The organism is Aliivibrio sp. 1S128 (genome assembly GCF_001691065.1).
In the GTDB taxonomy this organism is placed as follows: domain Bacteria; phylum Pseudomonadota; class Gammaproteobacteria; order Enterobacterales; family Vibrionaceae; genus Aliivibrio.
The window spans coordinates 1-13,782 of the sequence record NZ_MAJV01000129.1; the positions used below are offsets into that span (position 1 = coordinate 1).

The 13,782-nt window shown below is 38.9% G+C and carries 10 protein-coding genes and 3 tRNA genes; 8 read left to right on the forward strand and 5 right to left on the reverse strand.

Going from position 1 to position 13,782, the window contains the following annotated elements:
- Positions 1 to 582 precede the first annotated feature (582 nt).
- Positions 583 to 2,208: a methyl-accepting chemotaxis protein gene (locus A6E03_RS17545; RefSeq protein WP_065601409.1), complete on the forward strand. Its 1,626-nt coding sequence runs from the start codon at positions 583 to 585 to the stop codon at positions 2,206 to 2,208.
- Positions 2,209 to 2,378: 170 nt separating this feature from the next.
- Here A6E03_RS17545 and A6E03_RS17550 read toward each other — a convergent pair.
- The 5 genes from A6E03_RS17550 to hrpB all read right to left on the reverse strand — a co-directional run bounded on the left by A6E03_RS17550 (position 2,379) and on the right by hrpB (position 7,746).
- Positions 2,379 to 2,454, reverse strand: a tRNA-Asn gene (locus A6E03_RS17550).
- 30 nt (positions 2,455 to 2,484) lie between these two features.
- Positions 2,485 to 2,560 (reverse strand) — tRNA-Thr (locus A6E03_RS17555).
- A gap of 55 nt (positions 2,561 to 2,615) precedes the next feature.
- Positions 2,616 to 2,691: transfer RNA gene (locus tag A6E03_RS17560), tRNA-Phe, on the reverse strand.
- A gap of 189 nt (positions 2,692 to 2,880) precedes the next feature.
- Entirely contained in the window at positions 2,881 to 5,256 is a 2,376-nt protein-coding gene (gene mrcB / locus A6E03_RS17565) for a penicillin-binding protein 1B (RefSeq protein ID WP_065591333.1), read from the reverse strand.
- A 24-nt stretch (positions 5,257 to 5,280) separates the two neighbouring features.
- Complete coding sequence (gene hrpB, locus A6E03_RS17570) at positions 5,281 to 7,746, reverse strand: ATP-dependent helicase HrpB (RefSeq protein WP_065601410.1); 2,466 nt, start codon at positions 7,744 to 7,746, stop codon at positions 5,281 to 5,283.
- A gap of 59 nt (positions 7,747 to 7,805) precedes the next feature.
- Here hrpB and sfsA point away from each other — a divergent pair, with 59 nt between their 5' ends.
- From sfsA to panC, 7 genes are all read left to right on the forward strand, one after another.
- The gene (gene sfsA, locus A6E03_RS17575; RefSeq protein WP_065591335.1) at positions 7,806 to 8,513 is read left to right on the forward strand and encodes a DNA/RNA nuclease SfsA; all 708 of its coding nucleotides are present in this window, start codon (positions 7,806 to 7,808) and stop codon (positions 8,511 to 8,513) included.
- Positions 8,514 to 8,679: 166 nt separating this feature from the next.
- Positions 8,680 to 9,129, forward strand: coding sequence for an RNA polymerase-binding protein DksA (dksA, locus tag A6E03_RS17580; protein ID WP_065591392.1), 450 nt, complete (start codon positions 8,680 to 8,682; stop codon positions 9,127 to 9,129).
- A 66-nt stretch (positions 9,130 to 9,195) separates the two neighbouring features.
- Complete coding sequence (gene gluQRS / locus A6E03_RS17585; RefSeq protein WP_065591336.1) at positions 9,196 to 10,089, forward strand: tRNA glutamyl-Q(34) synthetase GluQRS; 894 nt, start codon at positions 9,196 to 9,198, stop codon at positions 10,087 to 10,089.
- 123 nt (positions 10,090 to 10,212) lie between these two features.
- On the forward strand, positions 10,213 to 11,538 hold the full coding sequence (gene pcnB, locus A6E03_RS17590) for a polynucleotide adenylyltransferase PcnB (RefSeq protein WP_065591337.1): 1,326 nt from the start codon (positions 10,213 to 10,215) through the stop codon (positions 11,536 to 11,538).
- Positions 11,535 to 12,020, forward strand: a complete 486-nt coding sequence (gene folK / locus A6E03_RS17595) for a 2-amino-4-hydroxy-6-hydroxymethyldihydropteridine diphosphokinase (RefSeq protein ID WP_065591338.1) — start codon at positions 11,535 to 11,537, stop codon at positions 12,018 to 12,020. Before pcnB ends, folK begins: the two co-directional genes overlap by 4 nt.
- A 21-nt stretch (positions 12,021 to 12,041) precedes the next feature.
- On the forward strand, positions 12,042 to 12,836 hold the full coding sequence (panB, locus tag A6E03_RS17600) for a 3-methyl-2-oxobutanoate hydroxymethyltransferase (protein WP_065601411.1): 795 nt from the start codon (positions 12,042 to 12,044) through the stop codon (positions 12,834 to 12,836).
- 9 nt (positions 12,837 to 12,845) lie between these two features.
- On the forward strand, positions 12,846 to 13,727 hold the full coding sequence (gene panC, locus A6E03_RS17605) for a pantoate--beta-alanine ligase (protein WP_065591340.1): 882 nt from the start codon (positions 12,846 to 12,848) through the stop codon (positions 13,725 to 13,727).
- The last annotated feature ends 55 nt before the right edge of the window (positions 13,728 to 13,782 follow it).

Here is a 13,782-nt window from a genome sequence, read left to right on the forward strand (position 1 = left end):
ACTTCGAGAAGTAAAAGCAAACTAGTGATTATCAACTCACAAGTGCCCACACAGATTAATAGGTTTCAAATTGTTAAAGAGCTTTTCTTCTACTTTCAAAGCGTTTTCGCCTTTCTGTGAAGAGGACGGTCATTTTATCTATTTAAGCCTCAGTGTCAAGCACTTATTTGAAACTTAAATTCTAAACCACCTTACTAACTCTGATTGCAAACCCCTTATGGGATGGGCTCTCCGTGTCAGTGAGGTCGCATTATAGAGAGTTAGATTACATTGGCAAGCCTTTTATTAAATTAAAGCCTAATTTCAATTAAAACGAAGGAAAAACAATCAAAAAACGTAAGTTTCGCATAGATAATATTCAAATAATCTCAATTTCAAAGCAAGAGTAATTAAAAACAACTATTTACGAAGACATGCTTTATTTATAGAACCAAAGGTAATCATGATTTAGGTCTAGATCTGCACCCCTTTAGTGTTATATAAGGCAGAGGTATTAAGTAATAGAAAAGCATTCCTTAAAGTTATTTATCTATCGGTCGATCTAGTAGTTTAAGGATAATCATTATATTTAGGACAAACGACATGAAGTTGAAAACACAATCATATGTTCTTGCTGCCATTATTTTATTTTCTCTGATCACAATGACAGCGAGTGGCTTATGGACATTACGAGTAGCTAGCACCATCGATAATAAGGCTAGAGTTACAGAACTTTTTCAAACCACTTATAATTTGATTGCCAACATGGAAGAAATGGTAAGAGAAGGAAGAATTGAAGAAAATAAAGCGAAAGAGCTCACTATAACTATCTTACGTAATAATATTTATAAAGATAACGAATATGTTTACGTAGCTGATGAGAATTTAATGTTCTTAGCCGCACCTCTTGATCCTCAACTTCATGGCACAAGTTTTCACGAGTTTAGAGATAGTAAAGGTCAAAGTGTTGGACAAATCTTAGATGACGCCATATCTAAAACGCCAAATGGCATCGCTGAATATACTTGGTCATTAAAAATGCCTGACGGCAGTATTGATAAAAAGCTATCTATTGCAGAAAAGACAAGAGACTGGAATTGGATCGTGGGTACCGGTATCGGCGAAACTGAAGTAAATGCACGTTTTTGGTCTACAGCTCAATGGCAATTTGGATTGGCTTTTATTATTGCTAGTTTAATTTTTAGTATTCTAATGATATCGATGAAACGCATGATCTCTTTATTAGGCGGGGAACCAAAAGAGGTACATGCCGCTATACAAACAGTAGCAGCTGGAGAGATCGTTACTCAATTTGATACTAAAGCAACTGAAGGCAGTATTTATCACGCAGTTCAAACAATGAACCTTTCATTAGCTGAATTAGTTCAACATTTAACTCAGTCAATGTTAGCTTTAAAAGCAGAACTAACAGACGTACATTCAAGATCAGGATCGGTGAGTCAATTAACAGAAAGCCAGCACCAATCAACCGAGATGATTGCCACTGCGATAACTGAAATGGCTTCCTCTGCAAATAACGTAGCAGAATCAGCACAGCAAACCGCAATGAATACAGATGATGCAGATAAACAAAGTGTTCGCACTCAAAAGTTAATTAATGCCACAGTTTATAATATTGAAGGATTAGCGGAACAGCTTAATACCGCAAGTACTGCTGTAGCTGAACTAGACAGTGAAGTTAATAGTATAGTTAAAGTTCTTGATGTTATTGGAGGCATTGCGGAGCAAACAAATCTACTTGCTTTAAATGCTGCAATTGAAGCTGCACGAGCTGGAGAGCAAGGTCGAGGATTTGCAGTTGTCGCAGATGAAGTACGCAATCTTGCAGGAAGAACCCAAGGTAGTACCAAAGAAATACAACAAATGATATCGAACTTGCAAGAAGGTTCCCGTAACGCCATTTCAACAATGGAAATATGTGCCGAAACAAGTAAGAGTACCGTTTCTGAATCTAAAAATGCTTCAGATGCTTTACAACAAATAGTTACCGCTCTTGAGTCAATTTCAAGTATGAGCCATCAAATTGCAAATGCATCGGAGGAGCAAAAACATGTTAGTGAAGATATCACCCAACGAGTCAATATGATCGAGGAAAGTGGGCAACAATTAGCGCGTGTTGTTGCTGAAAGCACAGAAAGTACTTACATACTAACTGAGCTTGCTGACGACCTAGAAGTATGGCTAAACAAGTTTCGAGTAAAAAGCTAACCTATACATAATACTTAATAAAAAAGCATATATCCTATATGCTTTTTTATCTCTAAATATACAGAATCAAGATAAGTGTTATCTGACTTTAATCAGCGTCATGAACCGTCAGACAATCAAACTAATTTAAACGAAAAAAGCCTCGTCATTTCTGACGAGGCTTTTAAATGTGGCTCCCTTTGCTGGACTTGAACCAGCGACATACGGATTAACAGTCCGGCGTTCTACCAACTGAACTAAAAGGGAACAGGTATTGCGTCTCATTAAGAGAATTAATGGTGCCGACTACCGGAGTCGAACTGGTGACCTACTGATTACAAGTCAGTTGCTCTACCTACTGAGCTAAGTCGGCACACTAATTTTTTATTGCTCGTGTTTATATCTTACTAAGCACCAACAATTTAATATGGTGCCCGGAGGCGGAATCGAACCACCGACACGAGGATTTTCAATCCTCTGCTCTACCGACTGAGCTATCCGGGCAACGAGGTGTATTAAACGGCTTTTACGTCTTTAGGTCAACCTATAATTACAAATAAAAGTTTGTTTGATGAAAATATGCACTGAATCTTTGTTTTTATAACGTTTCATTAATCAAAACACTGATAGACAACATCAAATATCACTTCTATTCGCAATTAGCCTTATTATATCAATAATAAATAGTGAATCTTAAAAACCAAAAATATTCGTTAACCAGGCCGCTGGTGTATTCTTTTTATCACATTCAGCTTTATATTGACCTTGCTTATCCCAAATAGGCAGCTTTACATCTCCTCGACAGTTTGGAGTTAACGTTTTGTTATTTTCTAAATCAAAACCAGCTGTAGTTACTTCCTTGGGCCAAGGTAAGTTATACGCTTCAGGCGTTCGTAAACTAAGATAATCAGCATATACCCTTAATGCCCCACTAGAACCAGTCAATTTCATGGGTTTATTATCATCACGACCAAGCCAAGTAATGACAACCTCTCGGCCATCAATGCCTGCATACCAACTGTCTCGAGAATCATTACTTGTTCCCGTTTTACCCGCTAAACCGGCCCAACTATACTGACTGTTCAAAAACCTTGCTGTACCTTCACTTACTGTTTTTTTCATACCATAAATAGTAAGCCAAGCGGCTTGTTTTGGAACAACAGTAGACGACCTTGGAAAGTTTTCATAAAGTAAAATGCCATCATTATCGACCACGGCCTTCAACGCAGTTAATTTTGCCTTTTTACCACCATTCCCCAGAGTCTGATACATTTGAGCCACTTGATATGGAGATAAGTTAAGTGAGCCTAGTAACATACTTGGTACTTGATTAATTTCTTGAGCATCTACGCCTAACTTAACCAAGGTATCGGTTACTTTACTCAAGCCAACCATTAATCCTAAATTTACAGTAGGCACATTCAATGAATGAGAAAGTGCATAATATAAAGGAACTTCGCCTCTAAATTTACGATCAAAGTTTCGAGGTGTCCACGTTGTCCCTTTACTGCCTTTTAATGAAATCGCTTTATCATCTAATGTTGTCGCTAGTGAAAACTTATCAGGACTTTCTAATGCCGATAAATAAATAGCAGGTTTCACTAAAGACCCAATTGGACGTTTCGCATTTATTGCACGATTGAAGCCATTAAACCCAGTACGGCTACCACCAATCATAGCCCTAATTTCACCGCTTTGACGATCAACCACCACCATAGCAGCTTCCAAGCCTTTACCTGCACGCTTCTCCAACTGCGGGATCTTTCTTTCTACAGCTTGCTCTGCTTTTTGTTGAGACAAAGGATCAAGCGTTGTAAATACACGTAAACCTTCTCCTTTTTGATAAGCATCTCCAGCCTTTTCTTTTAATTCCCATTTCAACTGCTGAAAATAGGCGGGCTGTCTTGTTGCAATCGTCGCTCGTTTTTTTACATCTAAAGAACGGCTAGCTGCCATCTCATACTGACGAGGAGATAAAATACCCTCTTGCATCATAAGACGTAGAACTAAATCTCGACGCGCTTTAACTCTCTCAGGAAAACGCATCGGATTATAATAAGATGGTCCTTTAACCATACCAACTAACATCGAAAGCTGATCGATCCTTAGTTCCTCTATCGGGCGACCAAAATAGACCTGAGCTGCCAACCCAAATCCATGAATCGCCTCGCCACCGGTTTGCCCTAGATATACTTCATTTAAATACGCTTCTAAAATACGATCTTTGCTGTAACGATAATCTAAAATAAGAGCAAGATAAGCTTCTCTAATTTTACGCCATAACGTTCTCTCACTAGATAGAAATAAGTTTTTTGCCAATTGCTGAGTTAGAGTGCTCCCACCTTGAACGGTTCTTCCTGCTTTTGCATTAACTAAAGCAGCACGCACTATTGCTAATGGCGAAACACCGTCGTGCTGATAAAAATCTCTATCTTCTGTCGCTAATAACGCATCAACCATCACTTCCGGAAATTGCTCTCTTCGTAAGAACAAACGCTGTTGATCATGATCCGCATCTAGCATCCCTAAAAACTGAGGTTCTATTTGTAAAAAGCCCATCTGCTTTTTGGCGGTTCTATTTTCAATTTTTTGCAATCCATCAGCGTTGAAATACAGCATGACATGACGATCAGGCTCTGGCCCTTGTTGAAATTCAAAAGGACGACGAATCAATTCTATTTTAGTCGAGGATGATGAATATTCTCCTGAACGTTGAGGTTGACTTACCTTCTGGTACTTCAATAAATCCAGTTCTTTCTTTACAGACTGCAAAGTAATATTTTGTCCTGGAGATAATGTTAATACACGACTATAAACGACCGTAGGTAAACTAAATAATTGACCATCGAAACGCTTTTTAACTACCGTATCTAAATAAATACCGGTAATAACTAAAATAGCCAAAACAACTAAACTCAGTTTAAAACCTAAGAGCAGTAAGCTCTTCCAAAATGCTCGAGTGGGTTGCGCTTTCTTTTTAGTCGTCGCTTTTCTTTTAGCCGGCGCTTTCTTTTTTTCTGTTGTTTTTTTCGGCGCAGCCTTTGCTGGTGCTTTTTTCTTATCAACCATGAGAGATCTTTTAAAGTTAAGGAATTAATTAAAGTGACGTTTTGTCTTTTTCGTTGCTTGATGAATCGCAGGATCATCTGGCCAAATATGTTTGGGGTAGCGCCCTTTCATTTCTTTTTGTACTTCTTTGTATGAACCTCGCCAAAATCCGGCCAGGTCACTCGTCGTTTGCAGTGGTCTTTGGGCTGGAGATAATAACTCCATAACGAGCTTCTTTTTACCTTGAGCTAATAATGGTGTTTGAGCCTCACCATAGACCTCTTGCATTCTAACTGAAATTTTAGGGTCAGATTGCAACTCATAGCAGATCTTAGCTCTTGTTCCTGTTGGCAATGTATAATGTGTCGGTAAATACTCATTAACCATTTTAATCTTATCCCAACCGACATACGCCTCCAATGCCTCAATTAGATTGACTGTTTTTAATTGTTTATCATTTTTTATTCCCGTCATAAAAGGCAATAACCACTCATCAGCACAATTAAGTAGTTCACTTTCATTCATCAACGGTAGAGTAATTTCAGGTAACCATTCAGCACAACACAACAAGCGAGAATGCAAAGCTTGAACGTCTTTATTCCAATTTAAACACGTCAACCCTTTTCGTTTGAGCATACTAAGTAACGCAAAAGATATTTTGTCAGGGTCAGGTGAACTTATTCCCTTCCTTTCAAGAATTAATTTACCTAAAAAAGTACGTTTTTCGGCAATCATTCGGCCCAATTTTTCATCCCAATCGACGTATTCACGCTCAAAAATTAGATGGGACGCATTCTTCATTAATGATGATTTAGATAATGAAGCAGCTAGGAATACATAACTTCGATTTTGATACCCTTTTAATAGATCGACTACGACCAAATAATCACTTTGAGCAATAGATTCAAGTTCATCTAATTGAACACCATGCCCGTTTGCTAACTGAAACTGCCCTATTGATCCTTTCTCCATCGCTAATCTGTCAGGAAAACCATAAACAAGAATGTCACCAATAAGATCCAGAGATACCTTACGTATATTTTCTTTTATAGAAAGTGACTTAGCTAAACGCTGAACTCGTTGTAGATAATAAGCTTGTTTTGGGTACTTTCCTGCCAATAATAGTGAAAGGTGAAAACTCAGATCTTTTGACGAAATAGCTTTTGCTGGCTCTTCAATAAGAGGAAGTAAGTATAATGCGGTATGTAAATGCTCAATAGAGTGCTTTTGAGCTTGTAAAGCAATAGCCGCAAGTCTAGGTTCAAGCCCTAGTTGCCGCGACTGTTCACCAAAAGTCGTAAGTTGACCTTGCTTATCAATAAACTCTAACTGGCATAACAAAGATCGAGCTTGTTGAATGTTTGCATTTGGTGGTGGTGTTAACCATTGTAAGTCCAGAGGATTAGAGACTCCCCACGTAGAAAGCTCCAATATTAAAGAAGATAAGTCGGAAGATTCAATTTCTGGTGTCTGAATTAAGGCTTGTTGTAGATATTGAGATTCACTGTATAGACGAATACAGATCCCTGGTTCTAATCGCCCAGCTCGGCCTTTTCTTTGTTCCGCTGATGATTGTGCTATCCGCTTTTGTTCTAATTTAGTAATACCTGTTTTAGTATTAAACGTTGCTTTACGCTCATAGCCACTGTCAATAACGATCCTAATACCTTCAATTGTCAGACTTGTTTCTGCAACATTGGTGGATAATACAACTTTACGCTGCCCTTTTAATGCAGGTTTTAAGGCTTCTTGCTGCTTTTTTGGATCAAGCTGACCATATAAAGGCGCTATAACAATATTTGACGGCAGATCGCTCAATCGTTCTTCTAACTGCTTAATTTCTCCAGCACCCGACAGAAAAACGAGCATAGAACCAGGTTCATTGATGAGAGTTCTTCGAATTGCGGACTCCGTTGCTTCTACTATTCGTTGGTTCGCTTTCAAGGGCACATAAGACGTCTCAACAGGAAATAACCGACCATCCGACTCTAAATACACAGCATTAGGCAATAAACCTTGCAGTGCTTCTTGATCTAATGTTGCGGACATCACCAGTAATTTCAGATCATCTCTTAAAGCCTCTTGTACTTCCAGAGCAAATGCCAAAGAAGTATCAGCATGTAAGCTACGTTCATGATATTCATCAAAAATTAGTAATCCCACCCCAGATAATTCAGGATCGGACTGGATCATTCGAGTCATAACTCCCTCGGTGACGATCTCTAAACGGGTATTAGCACTAACCTTAGTTTCACCTCTCACCCTAAAGCCCACCTGCTCACCGACTGACTCACCAAGCTGAGAGGCTAGATAATTAGCAATATTTCGCGCAGCCAACCGTCTAGGTTCCAACATAATAATTTTACCTTCAATCACATTCTCTTTTAATAGCATTAAAGGCAAATAAGTGGATTTACCTGCTCCTGTCGATGCTTTTAAAATAATCTGAGAATGGTGACGTAATCCCTCAATTAATGACGTGATCACTCTTTCAATAGGTAACTGTGACAATGGTTTCGCCTTATGGCATTATCTCGAATTAAACCATTGTACAAAAAAACAGTAGTTAAATGAAATTTGAACCTGAATTAGAATCTGGAGTGTTAATTAAACGCTATAAACGCTTTTTAACCGACATTGAATTACCAGATAAAAGCGAGCGAACTATCCACTGTGCGAATACAGGAGCAATGACTGGCTGTGCAACCCCTGGAAATACGGTGTTTTTTTCGACATCTAGTAATCTAAAACGTAAATATCCTAATAGTTGGGAGTTAAGCGTCACAGAAAATAATCACACAATATGCGTAAATACCATCCGAGCGAATCAATTAGTTATCGAAGCCATCAAAAACAAACAAATTGGTGAGCTAAATGAATACAATACACTGCAAACAGAAGTAAAATATGGTTCTGAAAATAGTCGTATTGATATACTCCTTAGTGAAGATTCATTACCTGACTGCTATATTGAAGTGAAAAGCGTCACCTTATTAGATAAAGCTGGACAAGGTTATTTTCCAGACTCAGTTACCACTCGAGGTCAAAAACACCTTAGAGAATTGAGTGAAATGGCAAAAAATGGCAAAAAATCGATATTATTTTTCGCAATTTTGCATTCAGGGATTGAAAAAGTATCAATCGCACACCATATAGACCAACAATATTATTCTTTATTAATTGATGCGATTGAAAATGGGGTTACCGTTCTCTGCTACCAAGCCGAGATGTCGTCAAAAGAGATGAAGATCGTACGCGAGCTGCCTTTTTGTATTTAGTTGCTTTAAATAAGCAATATTTACATTCTTTTTAAGAAAAGTGCTACGTTCTTGTTACTAAGTCTCAATTGATGAATTGAATATTTGATTGCCCCTTTTCTTTCTGTTATAGATAGCGCCCTCATTTGGCTAGTGAGAGTCAAAGATGTTTTTAGGAGAAGCTGTAATGCCAGAGAGCAATACAAAAAGAACGCTAGGTATCCTAGCTATCGCTGGTGTTGAACCTTACCAGGAAAAAACCGGTGAAGAGTATATGGGCCCAGCCCAAATCGAACACTTTACCAAGATTCTAGCAGCTTGGCGTAGTCAACTTAGGGAAGAAGTTGAACGCACAGTGAACCACATGAAAGATGAAGCAGCTAATTTCCCAGATCCTGTTGATCGAGCTGCTCAAGAAGAAGAATTTAGTTTAGAACTGCGTAACCGTGATCGTGAACGCCGCCTAATTAAAAAAATTGAAAAAACACTTAGCAAGATTGAAGATGAAGATTTCGGCTTCTGTGATTCTTGTGGTGTTGAAATCGGTATTCGTCGCTTAGAAGCACGTCCAACTGCTGATCTTTGTATTGACTGTAAAACTCTTGCAGAAATCAAAGAAAAGCAAATGGCAGGCTAATACCAATTAGTGTCATCAAAGAAGGGAGCGCAGGCTCCCTTTTTTACGTTTATACTGTGAAATACTATGACAACTCAATACATAGGTCGCTTCGCGCCATCACCATCAGGTCCCCTGCATTTTGGTTCCCTTGTTGCAGCATTAGGGAGTTACTTACAAGCAAAGTCTCAACAAGGCAAATGGCTTGTACGTATTGAAGATTTAGACCCACCTAGAGAGGTCATTGGTGCATCAGATTTAATCATTCAAACCTTAGAGGATTATGGATTTGAATGGGACAGTGACATTGTGTATCAAAGCCAACGACATGATATTTACCAATCCCAAATAGATCACTGGATTGATAAAAACAATGCGTACTTTTGTCAGTGTACTCGTAAACAAGTCAAAGAAGACGGTGGTTTTTATTTAGGGCACTGTAAACATTTGCAGCACCCAGAAAAAAATTCGGCTGTACGCCTTGCTATGCAACATCCTGTTGAATCATTTTCTGATATCAAACATGGCATCATTCAAATACCATCACAACTCGCCCATGAGGATTTTATCATCAAGCGTCGAGATGGTTTGTTTGCTTATAATTTAGCCGTTGTACTGGATGACATTGACCAAGGTGTTACTGAAGTGGTTCGAGGGGCTGATTTAATTGAACCAACGGGACGTCAGATATCACTTTATCGCCAACTTGGTAAAAAAGAAGTCAGTTATCTTCATTTACCACTTGCTGTTGATGATTCAGGGAATAAACTGTCAAAACAAAACTATGCACCTGCGATCGATAATGCAGCACCAAAACCAACATTACTTGCTGCGTTACAATTCTTAGGCTTTTCCTTACCAAAGGACATAGAAACCGCCACATTGAATGAAATTTTTCAATGGGCAATCAAAAATTGGCAACTAAAACAGCTTCCAACTGGGCTCGAGATTACTACCCCATTCTCAAAACCTTCAATTTAAGCTATGATGTGCGCCTATTTTTGACTGCTCACTTGAATATCGAGGTAAATTATCTTTAATCAAGTTGCCCGTTTTTGTCGTAATTTACTCAAAAACAACAGTAAAATCTGCTCAACAGAGGATTTGAAACTGAACGTTATAACACGCCAAGAACATAACATTTCACGTAAAGACTTAAGTGATAATGCGCTAAAAGTACTTTACCGTTTAAGCAATGCTGGATACGACGCCTATCTAGTAGGTGGAGGTGTGCGAGATATTCTTCTAGGTCAAGAACCTAAAGATTTTGATATTGCAACCAATGCCACTCCAGAGCAAATCAAAAAACTATTCAGAAACTGTCGACTCATCGGTCGTCGATTTCGTCTTGCTCATATTCTTTTTGGCAGAGATGTCATTGAAGTTGCAACCTTCCGTGGTCACCATAAAGAAGAAGAGTCTGAAAAAAACAACATTTCATCTCAATCCAAAGAGGGAATGCTGCTACGTGATAATGTATATGGCACTGTAGAAGAAGATGCACAACGTCGTGACTTTACAATTAATGCTATGTATTACAACATTGCAGACTACTCGATTCACGATTATGCCAACGGTATTGAAGATTTAAATAACGGTCTTGTACGTTTAATTGGTGATCCTGAGACTCGTTATCGAGAAGACCCGGTACGAATGCTCAGAGCAGTTCGATTTGCCGCTAAATTAGACATGACAATCTGTGAGAAAACCGCAGAGCCTATGGTTGAGTTATCCCCCTTACTGCAAGACATACCAGCCGCACGTTTATTTGAAGAATCATTAAAATTACTGCAAGCAGGTAAAGGGGTAAATACCTATTATATGCTGCGTAAATTTAATTTATTTCAGCAGCTATTTCCTGCGCTGACCCCTTTCTTAACACAGGAAGGTAATAGTCAAACAGAGCGAATGATTGAACTTGTATTACACTCAACAGACAAACGAATTAATAGTGGCCAACGTGTTAATCCAGCCTTTATGTTTGCCGCTATGTTGTGGTACCCATTAACAGTAAAAGCACAAGAAATTCAAGATGAAAATCCAAAGTATGATCACTACGAATCCATTATGGAAGCGTCTAATATCATGCTTGATATTCAAGTAAAAAGCACCGCCGTTCCACGAAGACTTACAGCAACTATTCGTGACGTTTGGCAACTCCAGCTTCGCTTACCTCGCCGAAACGGCAAACGCGCTTTCATTCTGATTGAACAGCAAAAATTCCGTGCCGCCTATGATTTTTTAGAAATGCGAGGAACGGTAGAAGGTGGAGAAGTGAAAGCCTTAGCTGAGTGGTGGACAGAATTCCAAGATGCTCCAATGCCACACCGTAATAATATGATCCAAGGGTTAAATGGTGGCCGAACTACTGGCACTAAAAAGCGTCGTAGCCCTTATCGTAAGAAAAAAAGAGCGAATAACGACTCATGATCAAAGTAATTATTGCAATTGGGAGTAATCTTGGAAAACCAGTAGAACAGGCAAAAATCGCGATTGAAGCACTTCATCAATTGCCTGACTCTATCGTGACTGCCGTATCTTCATTGTATAGTAGCTCTCCTATGGGACCTCAAGACCAACCTGATTACATTAATGCAGTTGTTGAAATTGAAACAAACCTTGCACCAATGCATCTACTTGACCTCACTCAAAAGATCGAGCTAGAACAAGGCAGGGTTCGTAAAGATGAGCGTTGGGGCCCAAGAACTATTGATCTTGATATTATTCTATTTGGCGATCAAACGATCGACAATGAGCGATTAACAGTACCTCATTATGGTATGAAAGAACGTGAGTTTGTTCTTTATCCTCTGGCAGAAATTTATAATAATTTAACCCTTCCTGATGGCACAACCCTATCTCAACTACTGAAAAAAGTAGATAGAAATGGCTTGGCTATCTGGCAAGAGTAATCGCTTCAGTAAGGAAGTTTTATGAAAAAAATCTCTATACATGACTTAATGAAATGGAAGCAAGAAGGTCGTAAATTTGCAACAGTAACCGCTTATGATGCTAGCTTCTCGCAACTATTTGAACAGCAAGAAATGCCTGTTTTATTAGTTGGTGATTCATTAGGTATGGTATTACAAGGTAAATCTGACACATTGCCAGTAACTACCGAAGAGATAGCTTATCACACTCGCTGTGTACGTGCTGGCAGTCCAAATAGCTTATTAATGGCTGATATGCCTTTCATGAGCTACGCAACACCTGAACAAGCCTGTGAGAATGCAGCTAAGCTAATGCAAGCTGGTGCTAACATGGTAAAAATAGAAGGTGGTGAATGGATTGCTGAAACAATTCGACTTCTTGCTGAACGCGCAGTACCTGTTTGTGCACATCTTGGTTTAACACCTCAATCAGTCAATATCTTTGGTGGTTTTAGAATTCAAGGTCGTGATGAAGCAAAAGCAAACCAAATGCTAAAAGACGCTCTGACTCTTGAAAAAGCAGGGGCTCAAATCATCTTATTAGAATGTGTTCCTGCTTCGCTTGCAGAGCGTATTACTAAAGCATGTACTGTTCCTGTGATCGGAATTGGTGCAGGTAATGCTACCGATGGTCAGATTCTGGTAATGCACGACATGTTTGGTATTTCAGCTAATTATATGCCTAAATTCTCTAAGAACTTCTTAGCAGAAATGGGGGATATGCGTACAGCAGTAACTAAATATATTCAAGATGTTGAGCAAGGTATCTTCCCTGCTGCCGAACATACATTTAATTAAGGAAACGTAATGGACATTTTTTCTGAAATTCTGCCATTACGTGAGCAGATTAAAACGTGGAAGCGCGAAGGAAAACGTATTGCTTTCGTACCTACCATGGGTAATTTACATGAAGGTCATCTAACTCTTGTTCGTACAGCTCGTGAACATGCAGACATTGTAATTGCGAGTATTTTTGTTAATCCAATGCAATTTAACAACACGGATGATTTAACGAACTACCCTCGAACGATTGATGAGGATGTTGAAAAGCTAACCGCTGAAAAAGTCGATATGCTTTTCACTCCAACACCAGAAATAATGTACCCAGAAGGGTTAGATAAACAAACTACTGTTGACGTTCCTTTTATCTCAACTATTTTAGAAGGGGCTTCTCGTCCTGGGCATTTTAAAGGTGTCTCTACCGTAGTAAATAAATTATTTAATATCGTACAGCCTGATGTCGCTTGTTTTGGTGAAAAAGATTTCCAACAACTGGCGCTTATCCGCCAAATGGTCATCGACATGGCTTTAGATATCAACATCGTTGGTGTTGCTACTGTTCGAGAAATGGACAGTTTAGCGATGAGCTCACGCAATAATCTTCTGACATTAAATGAACGTCAGCGTGCACCCGTTTTAGCCCGTACAATGCGTTGGATCAGCAGTCAAATGCGCGGTGGTCGCAATGATTACGTCTCTCTAATTGAAGATGCAAGTGACCAATTGCGAGCAGCAGATCTACTGCCAGATGAAATATTTATTCGCGATGCACGAACATTACAAGAGCCAACAGAAGAAACAACTCAAGCGGTCATCTTAATGGCAGCATTCCTTGGTCAAGTTCGACTTATCGACAATTTGGTTGTTGAACTTCATATTACGCCAAGTGAAGAAGATACAGAAGAATAACACTTACTCTATCAATATATTAAAAAGGGCTGATGATTACTGATCATCAGCCCTT

Excerpts from the sequence above, each read along its gene's own strand:
- A6E03_RS17545 (WP_065601409.1), top strand. The coding sequence starts at position 583 with ATGAAGTTGAAAACACAATCATATGTTCTTGCTGCCATTATTTTATTT.
- mrcB (WP_065591333.1), bottom strand. The coding sequence starts at position 5,256 with ATGGTTGATAAGAAAAAAGCACCAGCAAAGGCTGCGCCGAAAAAAACA.
- sfsA (WP_065591335.1), top strand. The coding sequence starts at position 7,806 with ATGAAATTTGAACCTGAATTAGAATCTGGAGTGTTAATTAAACGCTAT.
- dksA (WP_065591392.1), top strand. The coding sequence starts at position 8,680 with ATGCCAGAGAGCAATACAAAAAGAACGCTAGGTATCCTAGCTATCGCT.
- gluQRS (WP_065591336.1), top strand. The coding sequence starts at position 9,196 with ATGACAACTCAATACATAGGTCGCTTCGCGCCATCACCATCAGGTCCC.
- folK (WP_065591338.1), top strand. The coding sequence starts at position 11,535 with ATGATCAAAGTAATTATTGCAATTGGGAGTAATCTTGGAAAACCAGTA.
- panB (WP_065601411.1), top strand. The coding sequence starts at position 12,042 with ATGAAAAAAATCTCTATACATGACTTAATGAAATGGAAGCAAGAAGGT.
- panC (WP_065591340.1), top strand. The coding sequence starts at position 12,846 with ATGGACATTTTTTCTGAAATTCTGCCATTACGTGAGCAGATTAAAACG.